This is a genomic window from Microbacterium meiriae, assembly GCF_025143875.1.
In the GTDB taxonomy this organism is placed as follows: domain Bacteria; phylum Actinomycetota; class Actinomycetes; order Actinomycetales; family Microbacteriaceae; genus Microbacterium; species Microbacterium meiriae.
The window spans coordinates 45,932-63,983 of sequence record NZ_JAMBDU010000001.1; the positions used below are offsets into that span (position 1 = coordinate 45,932).

At 72.7% G+C, this 18,052-nt stretch carries 17 protein-coding genes and 1 tRNA gene; 13 read left to right on the forward strand and 5 right to left on the reverse strand.

Going from position 1 to position 18,052, the window contains the following annotated elements; all coding sequences use genetic code 11:
• The first annotated feature begins 2 nt into the window (after window positions 1-2).
• Window positions 3-605, forward strand: a complete 603-nt coding sequence (locus tag M4D53_RS00230; RefSeq protein ID WP_259951364.1) for a GNAT family N-acetyltransferase — start codon at window positions 3-5, stop codon at window positions 603-605.
• Between the two features lie 52 nt (window positions 606-657).
• Here M4D53_RS00230 and M4D53_RS00235 read toward each other — a convergent pair.
• Window positions 658-745 (reverse strand) — tRNA-Ser (locus M4D53_RS00235).
• A 165-nt stretch (window positions 746-910) separates the two neighbouring features.
• Between M4D53_RS00235 and mpaB the strand changes: the two genes are divergently transcribed.
• From mpaB to trhO, 12 genes are all read left to right on the forward strand, one after another.
• Window positions 911-1,978, forward strand: coding sequence for a daptide biosynthesis RiPP recognition protein (mpaB, locus tag M4D53_RS00240; protein WP_259951365.1), 1,068 nt, complete (start codon window positions 911-913; stop codon window positions 1,976-1,978).
• On the forward strand, window positions 1,975-3,234 hold the full coding sequence (gene mpaD / locus M4D53_RS00245) for a daptide-type RiPP biosynthesis aminotransferase (protein ID WP_259951366.1): 1,260 nt from the start codon (window positions 1,975-1,977) through the stop codon (window positions 3,232-3,234). Before mpaB ends, mpaD begins: the two co-directional genes overlap by 4 nt.
• Window positions 3,231-4,403 (forward strand): daptide-type RiPP biosynthesis dehydogenase, encoded by a 1,173-nt coding sequence (mpaC, locus tag M4D53_RS00250; protein ID WP_259951367.1) that lies wholly within the window; start codon window positions 3,231-3,233, stop codon window positions 4,401-4,403. Before mpaD ends, mpaC begins: the two co-directional genes overlap by 4 nt.
• Before the next feature lie 5 nt (window positions 4,404-4,408).
• Entirely contained in the window at window positions 4,409-4,543 is a 135-nt protein-coding gene (gene mpaA1 / locus M4D53_RS00255) for an MpaA1 family daptide-type RiPP (protein ID WP_259951368.1), read from the forward strand.
• A gap of 44 nt (window positions 4,544-4,587) precedes the next feature.
• Window positions 4,588-4,713, forward strand: coding sequence for an MpaA2 family daptide-type RiPP (mpaA2, locus tag M4D53_RS00260; RefSeq protein ID WP_257721411.1), 126 nt, complete (start codon window positions 4,588-4,590; stop codon window positions 4,711-4,713).
• 10 nt (window positions 4,714-4,723) lie between these two features.
• Window positions 4,724-4,843 (forward strand): MpaA3 family daptide-type RiPP, encoded by a 120-nt coding sequence (gene mpaA3 / locus M4D53_RS17480; RefSeq protein ID WP_292788270.1) that lies wholly within the window; start codon window positions 4,724-4,726, stop codon window positions 4,841-4,843.
• Between the two features lie 68 nt (window positions 4,844-4,911).
• Window positions 4,912-5,724: a daptide-type RiPP biosynthesis methyltransferase gene (gene mpaM, locus M4D53_RS00265; RefSeq protein WP_259951369.1), complete on the forward strand. Its 813-nt coding sequence runs from the start codon at window positions 4,912-4,914 to the stop codon at window positions 5,722-5,724.
• Window positions 5,721-7,406, forward strand: coding sequence for a daptide biosynthesis intramembrane metalloprotease (mpaP, locus tag M4D53_RS00270; protein WP_259951370.1), 1,686 nt, complete (start codon window positions 5,721-5,723; stop codon window positions 7,404-7,406). Before mpaM ends, mpaP begins: the two co-directional genes overlap by 4 nt.
• Entirely contained in the window at window positions 7,403-8,125 is a 723-nt protein-coding gene (locus M4D53_RS00275; RefSeq protein ID WP_259951371.1) for an ATP-binding cassette domain-containing protein, read from the forward strand. Before mpaP ends, M4D53_RS00275 begins: the two co-directional genes overlap by 4 nt.
• Window positions 8,122-8,850 carry an ABC transporter permease gene (locus M4D53_RS00280; RefSeq protein WP_259951372.1) on the forward strand — a complete coding sequence of 243 codons (729 nt, stop codon included), beginning with the start codon at window positions 8,122-8,124 and terminating at the stop codon, window positions 8,848-8,850. Before M4D53_RS00275 ends, M4D53_RS00280 begins: the two co-directional genes overlap by 4 nt.
• The gene (locus tag M4D53_RS00285) at window positions 8,847-9,578 is read left to right on the forward strand and encodes a hypothetical protein (protein WP_259951373.1); all 732 of its coding nucleotides are present in this window, start codon (window positions 8,847-8,849) and stop codon (window positions 9,576-9,578) included. Before M4D53_RS00280 ends, M4D53_RS00285 begins: the two co-directional genes overlap by 4 nt.
• Window positions 9,579-9,607: 29 nt before the next feature.
• Window positions 9,608-10,516, forward strand: coding sequence for an oxygen-dependent tRNA uridine(34) hydroxylase TrhO (gene trhO, locus M4D53_RS00290; protein ID WP_259951374.1), 909 nt, complete (start codon window positions 9,608-9,610; stop codon window positions 10,514-10,516).
• A gap of 18 nt (window positions 10,517-10,534) precedes the next feature.
• Here trhO and M4D53_RS00295 read toward each other — a convergent pair whose 3' ends face one another.
• From M4D53_RS00295 to M4D53_RS00310, 4 genes are all read right to left on the reverse strand, one after another.
• A complete protein-coding gene (locus tag M4D53_RS00295) occupies window positions 10,535-12,802 on the reverse strand; it encodes a transglutaminase TgpA family protein (protein WP_259951375.1) in 2,268 nt (755 codons plus the stop codon).
• Window positions 12,789-13,979 carry a DUF58 domain-containing protein gene (locus M4D53_RS00300; RefSeq protein ID WP_259951376.1) on the reverse strand — a complete coding sequence of 397 codons (1,191 nt, stop codon included), beginning with the start codon at window positions 13,977-13,979 and terminating at the stop codon, window positions 12,789-12,791. The genes M4D53_RS00295 and M4D53_RS00300 overlap by 14 nt, the downstream gene beginning before the upstream one ends.
• A gap of 10 nt (window positions 13,980-13,989) precedes the next feature.
• The gene (locus M4D53_RS00305) at window positions 13,990-14,979 is read right to left on the reverse strand and encodes an AAA family ATPase (RefSeq protein WP_187662170.1); all 990 of its coding nucleotides are present in this window, start codon (window positions 14,977-14,979) and stop codon (window positions 13,990-13,992) included.
• Window positions 14,980-15,088: 109 nt separating this feature from the next.
• Window positions 15,089-18,022 carry a DEAD/DEAH box helicase family protein gene (locus M4D53_RS00310; RefSeq protein WP_259951377.1) on the reverse strand — a complete coding sequence of 978 codons (2,934 nt, stop codon included), beginning with the start codon at window positions 18,020-18,022 and terminating at the stop codon, window positions 15,089-15,091.
• Window positions 18,023-18,052 lie beyond the last annotated feature (30 nt).

Below are 18,052 nucleotides of genomic sequence, written 5' to 3' on the forward strand. Positions count from 1 at the left end.
CCGTGTCGCGTATCCGTCCCTACCGTCCGACCGATCGCGCGGCGATGTTCGAGATCTGCCTGCGGACGGCCGACGCCGGGGGAGACGCCACCGGGGTGCTGTCCGATGACGAGCTCTGGGGGAACCTCTTCGCGGTGCCGTACGCCGAGCGGCACCCGGACCTCGCCTGGGTCGTGGAGGCGGAGGACGGGCGCACCATCGGCTACATCGTCGCCACCGACGACACCGACGCGTTCTACGCCTGGTTCCGTGATGAGTGGTGGCCCACCCTTCACGCGCGCTATCCGCGGTCGGCCGACCCGCAGACACGCGAGCAGAAGCTGATCGAGTACGGGTACACGAGGGAGCCGGGCGTCGAGCCGACCGCGGCGGAGTATCCGGCGCATCTGCACATCGACCTGCTGCCGGAGACCCAGGGGCAGGGGCTGGGGCGCGGTCTCATCGAGACGCTCTTCGCCGAGTTGCGCCGACGCGGTGTCCCGGCCCTGCATCTGGGGATGGACCCCGCGAACAGCGGCGCGGCCGCCTTCTACGAGCGGCTCGGCATGACCCGGCTGCCGTCCGGACCGGGTGGTCTGACGTACGGGGTGCGCTTCGACGGCTGACGGCACCCGAAACGAGAGAAGACCTCCGCGATGCGGAGGTCTTCTTCGTCTATGGCGGTGACGGCGGGATTCGAACCCGCGGTTGCTTGCACAACACACGCTTTCCAAGCGTGCTCCTTCGGCCGCTCGGACACGTCACCAGGGAACAACCTGTCCATCCTATCCGATGTCCCGCCGACCTCGTGACATACCGGCGATCACCGGGCGCGGCGGTGAAAGCTGTTATATTGCACGTCATCAGAGGTCTGGATATCTTCATATGAAGACGCAAAGGCGTCAGACGGATCCGGTTCTCTGGGGGGATCATGGGGACGAGTGCGACGACGGCACGACGCGACGAGGGACCGACGGGCGAAGACCCGCTCCTCGGCCCGCACGCCCTGCGGGCGTGGGTCACGGGAGCGCGGGAGGCCCGCACCCGCGTGTTCCTGCGGGAGACCGAGGCGGGGGCGGACGCTGTCGCTGCGGCGGCAGGGCCCGAGGATGTGATCTTCCAGCCCCTCGAATCGACGTCGCGGCCGGGGACGGCGAGGATCGTCGGTTACAGCGGAACGCTCGCCGACCTCGGCGACGAGTTCTTCCTGGCGGAGCGCGGCGTCGAGCTCCAGGACTACATCGCGGCCTCGTTCGTCCAGATCATCGGACCGACGGCCGTGCGCTTCTTCGACGAGGCGAGCTGGCGCGCCTTCCTCGACGACGCCGATCTCGCCCGCAGCACCGGGGTCTTCGCCGCCGCGATGCTCGACCCCCGGGTGCTGCTCGCGGGTCGCCACGTTCTCGCGCGGCCGCACGAGGTGGAGACTCCGAGCGCCCTGCGCATCGACGCGGACGGTGGCGTGCACCTCGGGCTGCAAGGGCAGGAGATCGGTCACGTGCGCGACCTCCCCGCCGTCCTCGGGCAGGCCCTGCCCGAGGCATCGGCGCTGGGCGGCGTGCCCGGCTCGGCCGACCTCATCACCGAACTCGACGCCCGGCTGTGGATCGGCCGGTACCTCGATGCGGCCGATCTCCGGAAGATGCTCCGCCTGCCGAACGGCACCGGCCGGATCGCGGGCTTCGGGTGGACGCTCCTCGACGACGGCCTGGCGGATGCGGAGCCCGAGGCCACCGATCCGTTCCTGCTCGACACCGCCGAGGGGCTCCTGCTCGCCGATGTCGGGACGCGGCGCCGGCACCTGCTGTCCCCGCTGACCGCCACCGTGGTCGACGCGATCCAGACCTCGCGGACGCGCGGGCTGGCGGCGGCTCGCGTGGCACGGGCGTGCGGAGTGCCCGACGCGCATGCGCGGCGACTCTGCCTCGAGGCGCTGGAGGTGCTCGGCCTCCATCTCGGCCGTCCGGTCGAGAGCGGCCAGAGCGGCGGCACCCGATGAGCGTGCCGCACGCGCTGTGGACATCCATGCTCCCCGCCGACACCGCCTTCCCTCCGGATCGCGTGGCGGTGGGCGCCTCCGGGCATCGGATCTCCTACGCCGACGGCTCCCACCGTCTGTGCGCGACGAGCGGGCTGTGGAACGTCCCCCTCGGCTTCGGCAACCCCCGGGTCGCCGAAGCGGTGAACAGGGCCGCGCACGACGCCTCGTATCTGTCGCTGTTCCGCGCACCGCACCGGTACGCCGAGGATGCCGCCGACGCCCTCATCGCCCTCGCGGGTTCCGAGCGCTACCGCCGCGTGATCTTCTCCACATTGGGCGGGGCGGCCAACGATGCCGCGATGAAGCTCGCGCGGCAGTACTGGGCGCAGCAGGGCGCGGGCTCTCGATCCCTCGTCGTCGGTCTCCGCGGCAGCTATCACGGCACGATGTACGGCAGTCACGTGCTGAGCGGCGACGACCTGCTGCAGTCCGTCTACGGCGTCGACCGGCGGACGGTGCGGCACGTGTCGCACTCCGACGACGGGGAGGAGCTCGCGGCGCTGCTGGAGCGCGAGGGGTCCCGCGTCGCCTCGGTCGTGGTGGAGCCGGTCCTGGGCAGCGGCGCCCACGCCCTGTCCGACGCCTTCGTCCGCCGTCTCCTGGAGCTGCGGGAGCGGCACGGGTTCCTGCTGGTCGCGGACGAGGTCGCGACCGGCTTCGGCCGCACCGGCTCCCTGTTCGCCACCGACCGCTGGACGTCCGCTCCGGATGTCCTCATCCTGTCGAAGGCGCTGACGAACGGCGCGATGGGGGCCGCCGTGCTCCTCGTCGGACACCGCATCGCGATGGCCTACGCGCGCGGCGGGTGGACCTTCGTCCACGGGGAGACGCAGGCGGGCACGCCGGCCTGCGCCGCGGCGGTTCTCGCCGTGATCGACGAGCTCCGCCGTATCGACGTCGAGGCGACCGCCCAGGCACTGGCGACCGCGCTGCACCGCCTCGCCCGGAGCTGGCAGGACGAGGGCATCGTCACCGATGTCACCGGCTCCGGCTGCTTCGTCGGCCTGGGGCTCCGCCGGCCCGACGACTCCCCGCTCTCCGGCACCGAGGTCCTGGAGGTGGTGTCCGCCATCTCCGACAGCGGCGTCGTGGTCCACCCCGGTCCGAGCTCCTTCCAGCTCATCCCCGCCTACGGCTTCTCGCCGGCGGAACTGGCCGAGACCGATCGTGCCGTGCGGGCCGGTCTGGCGCGCGTGCGGGAGGCGGCGGCATGAGCGCGCCCTTCGCCGGCCGCGTCCCCACACTGTGGCACGGGCCCCGCGCCCGAGAGACGACGGGGCGTCTGACGGCGGGGCGGCACACGCTCGTGATCGCCGACGCGGCCGTCGCGCACACCTTTCCGACCGCACAGCAGGTGCGGAGGATGACGGTGGACGCCTCCGCGGTGGACGAGGTCGGGGTCCTCCTGATCGCCGACGAGATCATCCGGCGCCCGCCCGAGGTCATCGTGGCCGTCGGAGGCGGAAGCGTCCTCGATGCGAGCAAGATCGCGGCCCTGGCGCTCAGCCCCGGACGCCTCTTCGACTTCGCCCTCCGGCACGCGGCGACGGCAGCGCTCACGGTCCTGCCCGACGCGCCTCCGCCCGTCGACATCATCGCGATGCCGTCGACACTCGGCACGTCCTCGGAGACGAACAGCGTCGCCATCCTCCGGAACAGGTACGGGTCCCGGCTCCTCATCGGTCGACCGCTGCGCCCGCGTCACGCCGTCCTCGATCCCGAACGGCTCGCCACGCTCAGCCCCGCTGCCGTGCGGGAAGGGGCGCTGGAGGCCTTCCTCCGGGTGGCCGGAGCGTCGACGAGCCCGCGGACGGAGCGAGCGGAGCGCGACGCGAGGCTGCTCGGCCGCGCTCTCCTCGAGGTCGCAGCCGGCGAAGCGATATCGGCGGCGGGGCGCCTGCGTCTCGCGCGCCTGAGCGCCGCCACCCAGCGCACGGCAGCGCTCCGCGGACCCGATCCGTACAGCGCCCGACACTGGTACCTCGCGAACGAGGTCGCCTTCCATCTCGGCGTCCGCAAGATGACGGCCACCGTGGCGGTCATCGCCGCGGTCTGGCGTCGGATCGGCGCGGGCGATCTCCGCTGGGGCGATCGCGTCAGCCTCGACGCGTTCTGGACGGGCGTCGTGGGCGCGACCGGGCTACCCCGCGAGCCGGCCGCCGGCATCGCCGCGCTCGTCGATCAGGCAGACCTCCCGTCACCGCCGCGCCCGAGCGCACGGGAGATCGATCGGGTCGCCGCTGCGGTCGAGACCGCCTGGGGAGACCACCGACCCATGCTGCGCGGAATCCGTGCCACGGACATCCGCGCCGTGCTCCACGACTCCCGGTGGAGCACGCCCCCGGTCGGCGATCGCCGGCCCCGAACGGCCGAGAGGAGGTGATGTGAATGAACGACAGCACGGAGATGAGCATCCGGTTCCAGGAGCTCGACCCGATGGAGGCGCCCAGCTGGGACAGCTTCTACCAGGGCGTGATCGGCGCGCTGGTCCTCATCGGGATCGGCGCGGCAGCCGCCACCTGATGCCGCCTGGCCGCATCCGGATCAGACAGAGGAAGGAGGGACGCATGACCGCAGCACTGCCGGCGCTCGAGTTCACCGAACTCGAGGCCATGGATGCGCCGGGCGATGCCGACGACTACATCCGCGGCTTCGCCGTGGGCGTGATCATCGGAATTCTCGCTCTGACCTAGGAGGTGCACGTTGCAGACCACGTCGCTGGAGTTCCTGGAACTCGAACAGATCGACACCCCGCTCGAGTGGTGGGAGCACGCGAGCTACATCATCGCGATCATCGGCGGAGCCGCCGCCATCGCGACCTGACAGAGGGTGCGGGCGGGATCGTCCGCCCGCACCCCCCGACCATCCCTGCGAGGAGAGGCGATGCACGGATGACATCCCTGATCACCGAGACCGTGGCGGCACGGCTCGACCTGGTCGGCGCGACAGCCCGCGGGCAGGATCTGTACGCCGGGGTCGGCACAGACTTCTACGACCGGCTCGTCGGCCCGGACCGGGCGGAGGTCCGGGAGGTCCTGGTGCTCGCGCGCGCGGTCCCCGGTCCCGTCCTCGACCTCGCCGCCGGGAGCGGACGGCTGACGGTGCCGCTCGTGCGCTCCGGGCATCACGTCACGGCGGTCGATCTCTCGGCGGACATGCTCGCGCGCCTCCGCGGAGCCGTTCCGCACGGCGGGACGGTCGAGTGCGTCGTCGCGGACATGCGCGACCTCGCGCTCGACGGGCGGTACGGTCTGGTCATCCTCGGGGCGACCTCCATCACGGTGCTCGACCGGGAGGGCCGGGCGCGTCTCTACGCGGGTGTCCGACGTCATCTCGACTCCACCGGTGTCTTCGCCCTCACCGTCGCGGGCAGAGCGTCGGCGGACCGCCTCGCGGTGACGGCCGACCGCGAGATCGTGGTTCCCGGAAGCGCCGGAGACGAGCCCTACCTGTTCGCGCAGCAGATCGAGGACGACGGCGCCGTACGGGTGGTCAACTGGGTCCGTCTCGCCGATATCGCCCCGGGCGCGGAGGTGCCGGTGCTCACGAGCCGGCTGCACGTGCTGAGCCCCGAGATCCTGGCCGACGAACTCGTCGCGGCCGGCTTCATGGCGCCCCGGATCTCTCCGGTGCGGACGCCGGTCCCCGGGGAGATCCTGCTCCTCACGACGTCTCCCTCCGGGGATCGAGGGGGTGCGCGATGACCGCCGCGGATTCCCGGTCCCTGTGGCGACAGCGCGGACGAGGGCGGGACCCCCTCACCGCGGAGACGTGTCCCGCTCTGGCGACCGGCGTGGATTTCGAGCCCACCGGCGAGGGCTCCGTGTGGCTCGCCACGGTGCAGGGTGTCCCGTCCGCGCGGCTGTCCCGGGCGGTGGTCGACCTGCTGACGGCGATGGACGGCCGGACCCCGGTCTCCGCGCTGCGGGTACGCTTCGCGCCGGAGGCGACCGACGAGAGCGTGCTGCGACTGGTGGAGCGCTTCCGCGACAACGGTCTCCTGGACGGGGGCGCGTCCCGCCCGCCCGGCGGCGTCGCCTACCGGCCGCCGTTCACCCTGCAGTTCGCGACGCTCCGTGCGCCCGCCCTCTTCGCGCGCCTGGACCGGCTGGTCGTCCCCGTCCCGCGCCGAGCAGCCCTCGCGGCCGTCGCCGCGGTGCTCGTCGCCGGGGCCGTCGCCGCGATCCTGCAGGCCGGCGATCTCAGGAACGTGCTCACGCGCCCCCTACCGCTCACCGGCTTCGTCGTCGTCGTCGCGGCGCTGGGACTCGCGACGCTGTTCCACGAGGCCGCGCACGGGCTCACCCTCACCCGGCTGGGCGGTCGGCCCCGACGCGCCGGGTTCATGCTCTTCTACCTCACGCCCGCGTTCTTCGTCGATGTGACGGACGGATGGCGGCTCGCCGACCGTCGGCATCGTGTGGCGATCGCGCTCGCCGGTCCGGCCGTTCACGCCACCGCGGCGGCGGTGGCGATGCTCGCGGCTCTCGGCCTGCCGGTGTCGACGGCCCGCGAGACGCTGCTGCTCCTCGCGATCTCCTGTACTGTCGTCGTCCTCGTGAACCTGATCCCGTTCGTGCGGTTCGACGGGTACATCGCGTTGATGAGTGCGCTGGACGAACCGAATCTCCGGGGGAGGACGGTCCGCGACGGCGCGGGCTTCCTCGCCCGCGTCCTGTTCGGCGGCCCGCGGCAGCCTCGGGCGCTGGAGCGGTGGTGGAGCGTGCCGTTCGGCCTGTGCTGTCTGATGGCGCCGGTCGTGATGGTGCTGTTCGCGGTCGTGCGGACCGCACAGCTGCTCGCCGGAGGCGGGCCGGGGGCGAGCCTCGTCGTGCTCGCCCTGGAGAGCGTCGTGGTCGTGGTGGGCGTCGCCCTCCTGGTGCGCGCGCTGATCCGTGTGCGGCGATCCGGTGTCTCCCGGACTCGTCTCGTCGCGGTGACCGCCGCGCTCGCCGTCGGCACGGTGGCCGCCGGCATCCTCATCCCGGTCCCGACGGCCGCGACACTCGGGTTCCGGGTGGACGACGACCGCGTGGTCCTGGTCCGCGGAGGATCGGGCGCCGGTGCAGACCTCCCGGACGGTGCACGCGTCATCCTGTCGACGCGGGGGATCCTCGCGAACGAGGACCGGGGTGAGGGGAGGACCGCGGTCCAGCCTGCGGCGGAGGCCGAGGTCCCGATCGAGGCGCTGTACCCGGTCAGGGTGCCCGGGGTGACTGTCGCGGCGACGGCCGTTGCGGAGGTCGAGGTGACCGGGGACAGGAGCGCCCTGCCGGCAGCCGGACAGGCGCGGGTCGAGCTGGGCACGACCCCGCTGTGGCATGCGCTCTGGGCGGCGGCCGTGTCGCCGCTGGCGACCCCCACGAGCGAGGAGGAGAGAGGATGACCATGAATCAGCACGCCATCGAGGTGCGCGGCCTGACCAAGAGGTTCGGACACCGCACCGCCGTCGAGGACCTGTCGTTCGCCGTGCCCCGCGGAGCGATCGTCGGGCTGCTCGGACCGAACGGCGCAGGGAAGTCGACGACGCTGCGCGCGATCGTCGGCCTCGTGCGCCCGACCGGAGGAGAGACCCTCATCGACGGGGCCCCGTTCGGTGCGCTCGACAACCCCGCCGTGCACGTCGGCGTCCACATGGACGGGTTCGGCTTCGAGCCGGGCATCTCGGGGCGACGGCATCTGGAGATCTGCCGCCTCGCCGCCGGGGCGCCCCGCGACCGCGTCGACGAGGTCCTCGGCGAGGTCGGGCTGGCCGCCGATGCGCGTCGCCGCGTGAAGACGTACTCGACGGGCATGGCCCAGCGGCTCGGGCTGGCCGCCGCATTGATCGGCGCGCCGCGGACGCTCATCCTCGACGAACCGGCCAACGGGCTGGATCCCGACGGCATCCGCTGGCTGCGCCGGTTCCTCCGCGGTTTCGCCGAACGCGGCGGCACGGTCCTCGTCTCCAGTCATCAGCTCCCCGAACTCGAGCAGGTCGTGGACGAGGTCGTCGTGATCAAGCGTCGGGCGCTCTTCGCCGGACGGCTGGACGATCTGGTCACCGGCGGGGCCGACTCGCTCGAGAGCCGGTACTTCGACCTCGTCGAGGGAGCCCCGGCGTGAGCGGCGTGATCCGCAGCGAGCTGCTGCGCGCGGTGAGCGGGCTGTCGATCCTCGCCGTGTACCTCGTCGCCGTCCTCATGCCGACGTTCGTGCTCTTCTCCGACGGCTCGCGTTTCGCTCTGGACGGCCTCGACGCCGGCGCGGCGACGGCGCGACTGCTGGAGCCGCTCGCGTGGTCGGTCGTCTCGGCGGCGTTCGTCGGTGCCTACCCCGTGACGCGGGAGTACTACTACGGCTCCATGGACCGCACGCTCACGGCGGTCGGCTTCCGTCGCGCCTTCCGAGGGAAACTGGTCGCCGGTGTCCTCATCGCCCTGGCGCTGGCCGGCGTCGTCTTCCTGCTGTGGACGCTCGCGATCTCCCTCCTGCTCGCGCGCCACGGGCTCGCGCTCGTCTTCACCGCCGAGGCATGGCGGATCATCGCCGGGGCCGTGGCCGGGGTCGTCCTCGGTGCTCTCATCGGCGGGGCGATCGGCTGGATCACCCGGAACTACTACGCGACGGCGATCATCGTCCTCGTCTTCCCGATGGCGCTGGAGTTCGCGCTGCTGCGGACGGCACCGGAGGTCGCGCGGTTCTCACCCGGGATGGCCATCGCCGCGCTGAGCGTGCCGGAGTACCAGGGACGGCTGCTCGCCTTCGCGCCTGCCCTCGGCATCGGGGTGGCGTGGGCGATCGGTCTCGTCGCGCTCGCCGCCGTCCGAGGACGCCGGAGCGTCGCGTGATCGGTCGGGCGCTGCGGGCGCAGGCGCGCAGCGCGGCCGGGGATGTCGTCCTCCTCGGGATGGCACTGGCGGCCTTCGTGCTGTCCCTGTCCCTGGCGACCAGCATCCCGGCGGAGCTCGGCGATGCGCCACGGGAGGCGCGGGAAGGACTGGTGGCCCCGTTCGACGCCGTGCTCGCGACCTACGCCGGCATCCTCGCCGCCGTCTACGGTTCCTTCCGCTACACGATCGACCGACGGGACGGTGTCGTCGCGCAGCGACTGATGCTGGAGTCCCGGTGGGCGATGCTCGTCGTCCGTATGCCTGCCTCGGCGCTGGGCGGCGCGGTCGTCGCGGTCGCGGCCGTCCTCGGCGGCCGCGCGGCGCTGTTCGTCACGATGGGCGGGATCCCCGTGCATCCGTCCGCCGTCATGGCCGCCCTCGCCCTCGGCGCGGCCGCCGCCCTCTGGGGCCTGGGGGTCGGCATCGTCGTGCAGGCGCATCTCGCGGCGCTGTTCGTCACCGCGTTCTCGATGGGGGTCGGGCTGCTCGTGGCGATGTTCTGGAGCGCCGGCGCCGTCTACCTGCCTCTTCCTGCTCTGCTCGACGCCTTCCGGTTCGACGGGTCCGCCATCGGCATCCCGGCGGGCGGAGGACTCGGGCTGCTGGCGGCGCCGATCGCGGCGGGCTGGATCCTCCTCGCCGTGGGGGCGGGATCGGCCGTGTTCCTGCGGCGGGACGTGACCTAGGCCCGCGGGAGGCGACGTAGGATTCCTGGGTGGCCACCCCCAAGATCCTCCTCTTCTACGCGTTCACCCCGCTCGCCGACCCGGAGGCCATCCGCGTCTGGCAGCGCGATCTCGGCGAGGCGTTGGGGCTGCGCGGTCGGCTGCTGATCTCGTCGCAGGGCATCAACGGCACTCTCGGCGGCGACCTCCCGGTGCTGAAGAAATGGGTGCGGTCATTCCGCTCCTATGCGCCCTTCCGCGACGCCGACATCAAGTGGAGCGAGGGCACCGGGCTCGACGCGTCGGGTCGCAGCCTCGACTTCCCGAAGTTGAGTGTGAAGGTGCGCGACGAGATCGTGTCGTTCGGCGCCCCGGATGAGCTGCGGGTCGACGCGGACGGCGTCGTCGGCGGGGGCGCGCGGCTCACCCCCGAACAGCTGCACGCCCTGGTCGCCGAGCGCGGGGACGAGGTCGTGTTCTTCGACGGACGGAACGCGCTGGAGGCCGAGATCGGACGCTTCCGTGGCGCCGTCGTGCCGGATACGGAGACCACCAGGGACTTCGTGCGCCTGCTCGACTCCGGCACCTACGACGACCTGAAGGGCAAGCTCGTCGTCACGTACTGCACCGGCGGCATCCGCTGCGAGGTGCTGTCGAGTCTCATGGTCGCCCGCGGCTTCGGCGAGGTGTATCAGCTGGAGGGCGGCATCGTCCGCTACGGGGAGACCTTCGGCGACGACGGCCTCTGGGACGGATCGCTCTACGTCTTCGACGGGCGTGGATCCGTCGACTTCTCGGACCACGCGCGGGTCATCGGTGTGTGCGTGGGATGCGGCGCGGCGACCAAGCGCACCGCCAACTGCCCTGACCCGTCGTGCCGCGTGCAGTCCGTCGTCTGCGCGGACTGCGAGGCCGTCGCGTGCCCGGCGCATGCGGCCACCGTGCCGACGCGGGCCTGAGCGGCGCGACGACGACGGTCACACCAGGAGCCGGGCGTCTGATCCGCGCGGGGCGTAGAGCGACCGCGGCAGCAGCAGTGCGCGTGCCCGCGTCGACCCGTCGACATGCGCGCGGAGACTGGCGAGCACGGACTGCAAGGGCGCGCCGAGGTCGTCCTCCGCCGCGGACGCGCGGGCGTAGTTGGCGCGCTCCACCGCCGCGATGAGCCGCCCCAGCGCAGCCTCGTCGGCTCCCGCATCCCTGACGAGCCCGGCGGCCCGCATCCGCGGACTGTCCGCATCCGAGACCGCGATCCGGAGATCGATCAGGGTGTCGCGCAGTTCCGCCCAGGCCGCGGCGGCGTCTCCGCGTGCGGCACGGCGCAGCCGGAGGCGCCGCTCGACGAGCCGGACGAGCGCGGGAAGGAGGAGGAGCGCCACGACGCCGAGCACGGTGAGGACCACCGGCATCGGGTCCAGCCGGCGCAGCTCTCCGGAGTCCGTCGAGCCGGCATCGGCATCCCGCCGATCGACCTCGGGGCCGGAGGTCTCCTCCGTCTGCGGTGCGGTCGTCGGCGCAGGAGTGGCGGGGCCTCCGCCGGTCCCGCCTGCGGTCGTGCCCGCCCGGAAGGCCGTGGGGACGCCGAGCGAGGCGGTCGGCTCGAACGGCACCCAGCCGATCCCGGGGAACAGCACCTCGGGCCAGGAATGCAGCTGATCGCTCGACACCGAGAAGATCGACTCGTCTCCGCGCTTCTCGTCCGTGAGGGCCCCGGGGAGGTAGCCCACCACGATGCGCACCTGCATGCCCAGGCTCTCGGCCATGAGGGCGAAGGAGCCGGCGAAGTGCACGCAGTATCCGGACCGCTCTTCGAGGAATCGTGCCACCGCGTCCGCGCCGGTCCCGTCGAACCCCTCGTCGACCGGCGTCTCCAGCGAGTACTCGAACTGCGACCGGAACCAGTTCTGCAGGGCGACGAGGCGGTCGTAGTCGGTCTCCTCGTCCGCGGTGACCTCCGTCGCCAGCCGGGAGATGATCCCCGGAAGCTCGACGTCCTCGTCCTCCGCGTCCGCGAGGGGCGGGGCGGCCTCCGCGGCGCGGATCTGCTCCAGGGTCGGCGTCACGCGGAGCGAGGTGACCGTGTAGTCGTTGCCGACCGCATCGGCGCGGCGGGAGAAGAGGGTGCGGTTCTCGGGCGACACGCGCCACGCGGCGCTCAGACCCTGCACTTCCGTCGCCGGATACGGCAGCGGGAGCCAGGAGCTCGACATGCGCAGCACCCGGATCGAGGTCGTCTGCTCCGCGGTGGTGATGTCGTCCCCCCACTCCGGATCCCCGAAGCCGTCGACCTGAGACTGCAGGTCCCCGCGATCCGGCTGCCAGACGCGGCCGTCGAACCGGGAGAGCGTCGTGAGGCGGAGATACGGGGCGGTGTCGGTCTTCGCGGCCACCGTCAGCACCTCGACCGGACTCGGCTGCCGCAGATCGTCGCCCAGCCGTAGCGAGGCATCGACGGTCACGCCGACCCCGGTGCCGGTGATGGTCGAGCCGACCGGGAGCAGCGGCGTCACGACGAGGGTGGTCGCGACCGCGGCGGCACCGACGGCGACCGCGACGCCGGCCGACGCGCGGCGCGGTGACTCCGGATGCCGACGTGCAGTGAAGCGGAACACGAGGAGCGCCACGACCGCCGCGAGGGCGAACCAGGCCACATTCGGGGCACCCAGGGTGATGATCATGGGCACCGCACCGGTGACGCCCAGCAGAACGGTCGTGAGCACGGCGGAGCGACTCGCGATCAGGAGATCGAGCAGGATCGCGACGACCGCGAAGCCTGCTCCGAGGGCGGCCGCAAGCCCCGGGGAGGCCTCCAGCGGGGCCGAACCGAAGACGATCTCCTCCGCCGCGGCGGAGGCGAGGGCCTGGAACAGGCCGAAGGTGCGGGGCGTCGGCACGACCCCCGCGATCGCGGTGTCTCCGGCGAGGAGCAGCGTGAGGACGCCGACCGCCACGATGACCTGCGCCACAAGGGCGAGCAGCCCGGCGATACCCTCCGAACGCCCGCGTAGGAGATGACGCACGAGCGCGCCGACCCCCACGACCGCGATGATGACGACGGTCGCGACGAACGACCAGGTCCCCGGAGCGATGACGGCGGTGAACGGCCACAGCGCCGTGAGGGCCGCGAGGCCGGCGAGGGCCGCCGGAGCGAGGACACCGGACGGCGGCTCCTCCCGGTCACGGTGCCAGCGTGCGCGGGTGTCGGCGGGCACGGGGGCGGGTCGCGTGCGCTCAGCGCGGAACATCGGCGGCTCCCGTCCGCGCCGACAGCGCGTCGTCCCAGGCATCCGCGACGTCGACGCCGAGCCGGGTCACGGTCCAGCCGTGCTGGCGGGCGGCGTCCTCCGTTCCCGGGAGCGGATCGGTACTGAACAGCAGCGGCGCTGCGGCCCCCGCCGGACGCAGGAGCGCGGCGTCCTCCTCGTCCAGCCGACCGGTCACGTAGACGAGCGGCCCCGGCGGTGTCCCGCCCAGGAGCGCGGCGAGGTCGCGCCTCTCGCCGCGCGGCGTCACCATCGCCAGGGAGACCAGCAGGCCGTCCCTGTCGTCCTCGTGTCCGCGGAGCACGCCGAGGAGCGTGCCGGCGCTGTCCAGCACGTCGACGCTGTACCCCTCCGCAGCGAGGTGCACGGCGGCGGACGCGCACAGGGAGACCGCGGCCTCGAACGCCGGGTCGACGGCATCGGTCCCCGTGGTCCAGCCGCCGGCGGCGCGGTCGAGCACGACGACCGCGTCGGGGCTCGACTCCTCCTCCTCCTGCCGGACCATGAGTTCGCCGCGGTGCGCCGTCGCCCTCCAGTGGATGCGTCGCATCGAGTCACCCGGTGCGTAGCCGCGGGGGGAGAGGTTGTCGCTGCCCTGGCCCAGGCGGGTGGACGAGGTGTGCGCGGTCCCGCCCGCGGCGCCGATCCGCACGGCGAGCGGGGTGAGCGCGAAGACCTCCGGCACGACCGTGATGGTGCGCGTGTCGCCGAAGGCCTGCTCGCGCTGGGCGAGACCGAACGGGTCGACGGTGCGCAGCAGGAGGGGGCCCAGCGGCCAGACACCCCGGCGGACACCGGTGATGAGGTAGTTCAGCTGGGGTGTGTCCCCGGGATACTCGCCCCCCGAGTCGCCGGCGACCGCGGTGGGGAGGACGTCGTGCCAGAGCCCGTGCGGGACCCGGAGGGCGCGCAGCGTGAAGCGGACCGTCACCCGCGAGGTCTCCGAGACCGTGAGCAGGTCGGTCGAGATCTGTCGGCTGACCGTTCCGGAGCGTCGCGGGAGACGCACGGCGAGGGCGGCGAACAGCGTGAGCGCAGCCAGCAGGATCCCGAGGTACAGGAGGATCCTGGCGCCGAGGACGTTGGCCGCGATCACGCACCCGAGCGCGGCGACGAGCGCACCGGTGCCGCGCGGCGTGAGCAGTCGACGTCGGCGCATGATCGCGTCCTCAGGAGCGGGTCGCGACGGGGACGCGGACGCGCTCGGCGATCTGGGTGAGTGCGGCCTCGACCGGCTGCGCGCCGGCACGGTGGGCCCCGCGGGCGGGGAGCAGCCGGTGCGCGAACACGGGGATCAGCAGGTCGGTGATGTCGTCCGGGATGACGTAGTCGCGGCCGTCCAGCGCGGCCCAGACCTTCGCGGCGCGGACGAGCTGCAGCGTGGCCCGCGGGCTGGCGCCGAGGTGCAGGCTGGGGTCGTTCCGCGTCGCCTGGGCGAGGGAGACGGCGTACTCCTCGAGGGCGGGCGCCACGTGCACGGCGCGCGCCCACGCGATGAGCTGGGAGATCGCGGCGGCGTCCGCGACGGGGGTGACGGTCGCCAGCGGATTCACGACGTCGCGCTGCCGGAGCATGAGGGCCTCGGCCGCGGGATCGGGGTAGCCCATCGAGATGCGCATCATGAAGCGGTCGCGCTGCGCCTCGGGGAGCGCGTACGTGCCCTCCATCTCCAGCGGGTTCTGCGTGGCGACCACGAGGAACGGATCGGGCAGCCGGTGGGTGGAGCCGTCGACCGTGACCTGCCCCTCCTCCATGGCCTCCAGCAGCGCCGACTGGGTCTTGGGGGAGGAGCGGTTGATCTCGTCGGCGATGACGATGTGCGCGAAGATGGCGCCGCGTTTGAACTCGAACTCGCGGTCGACGGGGTTGTAGACGGACACGCCCGTCACGTCGCCGGGAAGGAGATCCGGGGTGAACTGGATGCGCCGGACGGTGGCATCGACGGTGGCGGCGAGGGCGCGCGCCAGCATGGTCTTCCCGACCCCGGGCACGTCCTCGATGAGCAGATGGCCTTCGGCGAGCAGGCAGACGAGGGCGCTGCGCACGGCCTCGGGCTTCCCGTCGATCACCTGGCTGATCGAGCCGAGGATGGCCGCCGTCTGTGCGGCGAATCCGTCGGCGTCGATCGCGACCGGGCTCAGGGGGGCGTTCTCTGGCATGCGTTCCCTCTCGTCCGGCGCAACGATGCGCGTGCATCGATCGTACGCTCCGCACGGCCTGCGGGACCATGTCGGGCTGGCCGGTCTGCGGGGACGGCAGGGTCGGCCGTCAGCCCCAGATCCGGTACCGCGGCTCCGCGGGGTCGAGCAGCGCAGGGGTGAGGCGGGCGACCTGGAGCAGCGCGAGACCCGTCGTCCCCCGGAGTTCGTGGAGCTCGCACTGCCCGACCGTCTCCCGCCACCGCGCGGCGAAAGCCTCGGCGTCGGCTCGGCGGCGGGAGAGCGCTGCGGGAACCGGCAGCAGACGACGACCGGGGACGGCGCGGTCGACGATCGAGCGGATGCGGTCGAGCACGGGACCGGGCCGGCCGAAGATCCCCTGGTCGACCCGCAGGAGGAAGCGCGGGCTCTCGGCCACGGCGAACAGCTCCTGCAGGGCATCGGCGATCAGTGCGCGGTCGCTCCGCGGTCCGGCGATCTCGATCCAGAAGTCGGCGGCGGAGCGGTTGCGCACCCGGACGGTCGAGGCATCGAAGGGCCCCACCCGTCCGGCGTCGTGGAGGGACCGGGCGATGGCCAGCGCGGCGCCGCCGTACAGAGCAGCGGGGTCACGGAGGCGGTGCAACGCGCGCAGCACGCTGGACCCGCACACCACAGCGGTCGCCAGCACGCCGCCGAGCGCCGCGACGGTGACGCCCGCCTCCAGCGGGAGGGAGACTGCGCCGATCGCCCCCAACGCCGCCGTTCCGAGGGCGATGCCGGTCGCGCTGAATCCGAATGTCAGGGGCACGGCAGCGGCGAGGGTCGGTCCCGTCCGCAGCAGGCGGGCCTCCGGCGTCGTGCGGACGGAGACCACGTCGCGCTCCCGGGAGTCGTGAGGCTCGCCGATCCGCCAGTCCGCTCTGGTCTGGGCGCGGGTGGGGAGCCGCGAGAGCGTCTCCTCGTTGATCCTCTCGATCGTGGCGCCGGGGACCTTCTCGAGGACGTCGTCGAGTGCGGCGATCGCGGCGGAGGGGAGCGCGTGGTCCAGTCCCGAGACGATCCGGGTGCCGTCGTCGGCGCTGAGCCCCCAGAGGTGTCCGTGTCGTCGTCGCAGGCGCTGCGTCTCGGCGGGGCTGTCCAGGTCGACGGACGCGGGGATGACGCACGCCACCGACCAGTTGTGCGCCACCTTCTCCGGCCATGCGGGGTCGAGACGCAGGGTGCGCCCCCGGAGCTGCTGGGTGCCGGTGCTCGTCGCCACCGCGGTCAGATCGATCAGCGTGTTCACCGACGGGCAGTCCCACCCCTCGCCGAGGAGTCCTCGGGTGCCGACGAGCACCCGCACGGTGCCGCGTCGGATCAGCTCCGAGACGGCCGCGACGACCTGGCCCCGTCCGGCCTCGGCGACGCGGAGATCCCGCGTGCCTCCTGCTCCGTCGACGACCGTCACCTCGTCCCCGAGCACCGCGGACAGCTGCTCCGCGAGGTCGGCGGCATCGACGGCCCGCACCCGCAGATGATGGGCGGTCAGCAGCACCGGACGCAGCGTCCCTGTCACCTCGTCGGCGGCCAGGAGGTCGAAGACGCGGAGCGCGCCGGCGGGCTGCCCGGTGAGCCCGCGGCGGCTCCCGTGCTCGACGAAGTCGGTCACGATCACCGCCCGCATCCGGGCGCCGGCGTCTCCGCTCAGCTCGCGGCGCAGGATGTCCACGGCTGCGCGGTCCTTCGCCACCGAAGACGTCAGTGTGGTCTCCACCGGGTCCCGGCCGCGTCGCAGCCCCCGATCGGTCAGGTGCAGGCCGAAATCCGCGAGAGCTCCGCGCACGTGCTCCCATTGGCGCAGGGCGGTGGGGTCGGTGAGTAGGCGCGTCTGCGCGAAACGGGTGAGGACGGTGAGGAGGTCGTCGGTCGTGCAGCGGCCGAACAGCCCCGGCGGCAGGAGCGCGCCGAGCGGATGCCCCGGCGCCGCGGCTCGGAGGACGACGCCGGCGGCCCGGGTGAGCGTGAAGTCCGTGGAGAGCGCGTGCTCCAGCCGTGCCCGCCGCGCGATGTCGGGGTCATCCGTCCCCGTCGGTGGCACGGAGCCCGCCGCCGGCTCCGGCTGCAACGTCGCCTCCAGATACGCCACGCCATCCGGCGAGGACAACACCTGCCCGACGAGATCCGCGAGCAGGGCTTCGTGCCGGCGGATGAAGGCGGCCTCGGTCGGGTCCGGCTGGGTGAACCAGATCGAGTCCCGATAGGGCGCGAGGTGGCCCTCCTTCACCACCGCGGGGGCGGGCACCTCGTAGTCCACGTCTCCGAGCAGGCGCGTGTAGTTCTCGTACTCGACACCGTCGTCGGGGGAGGGGAGCGTCGCCGTCAGGCCGATCAGGACCGGGGGCGATCCCGCGGCCCGGATGCGCGCCGCCAGGTAGGCGACGACCAGCGCCCAGTGGTCGAGCAGGTGATGGCACTCGTCCAGGACGATCGTGCGCACTCCGGAGCCGACGATCGCGTCGATGACCTCCACGGCGTTGGGGTGCAGCACCCGGGCCAGCTCCTCCGGGCGCTGCTGCGAGAACGAGCGGCGCACCCGGCGTACCCGCCGCCGCAGTCCTGAGCGGTAGCGATCGGGATTGTCGACCTCGAGTGTGGCGAGCCAGGTCGCCGCATCGGCCTCGGACCGATCGGTCTCGGCGAGCTCGGCGATCCACCGATGACGCGCCAGCTCCTCGAACGGCGAACCGTCGCCGGTGACGCTGAGGAGTTGGTAGGTCAGCACGGTGAGGTCTCCGAGCCGCCGCGGATCGTCCGAGACAGCGTCGTCCTCGGGGGCGAGCTTCCGCGCCTCCCGGAGCCATTGCTGGCGGATGGTGAGCGTCGGAGTCAGGACGAGCGTGCGGTGTCCCTCCCGCGCGGCGAGCAGCAGTCCGAGCAGGGTCTTGCCGGAACCCGGCGGTGCGACGACGTGCATCTTCTCGTCGGAGCCGACCTCGATGCGCTCCAGCACCTCGGCCTGGTACGTGCGCAGCGGTCCGCGGAACCGCCACGACGAGAGCGGGTGGGCGAGCGGATCCATGACCTGCACAGTCTCTCAAAGAGTGCGGTG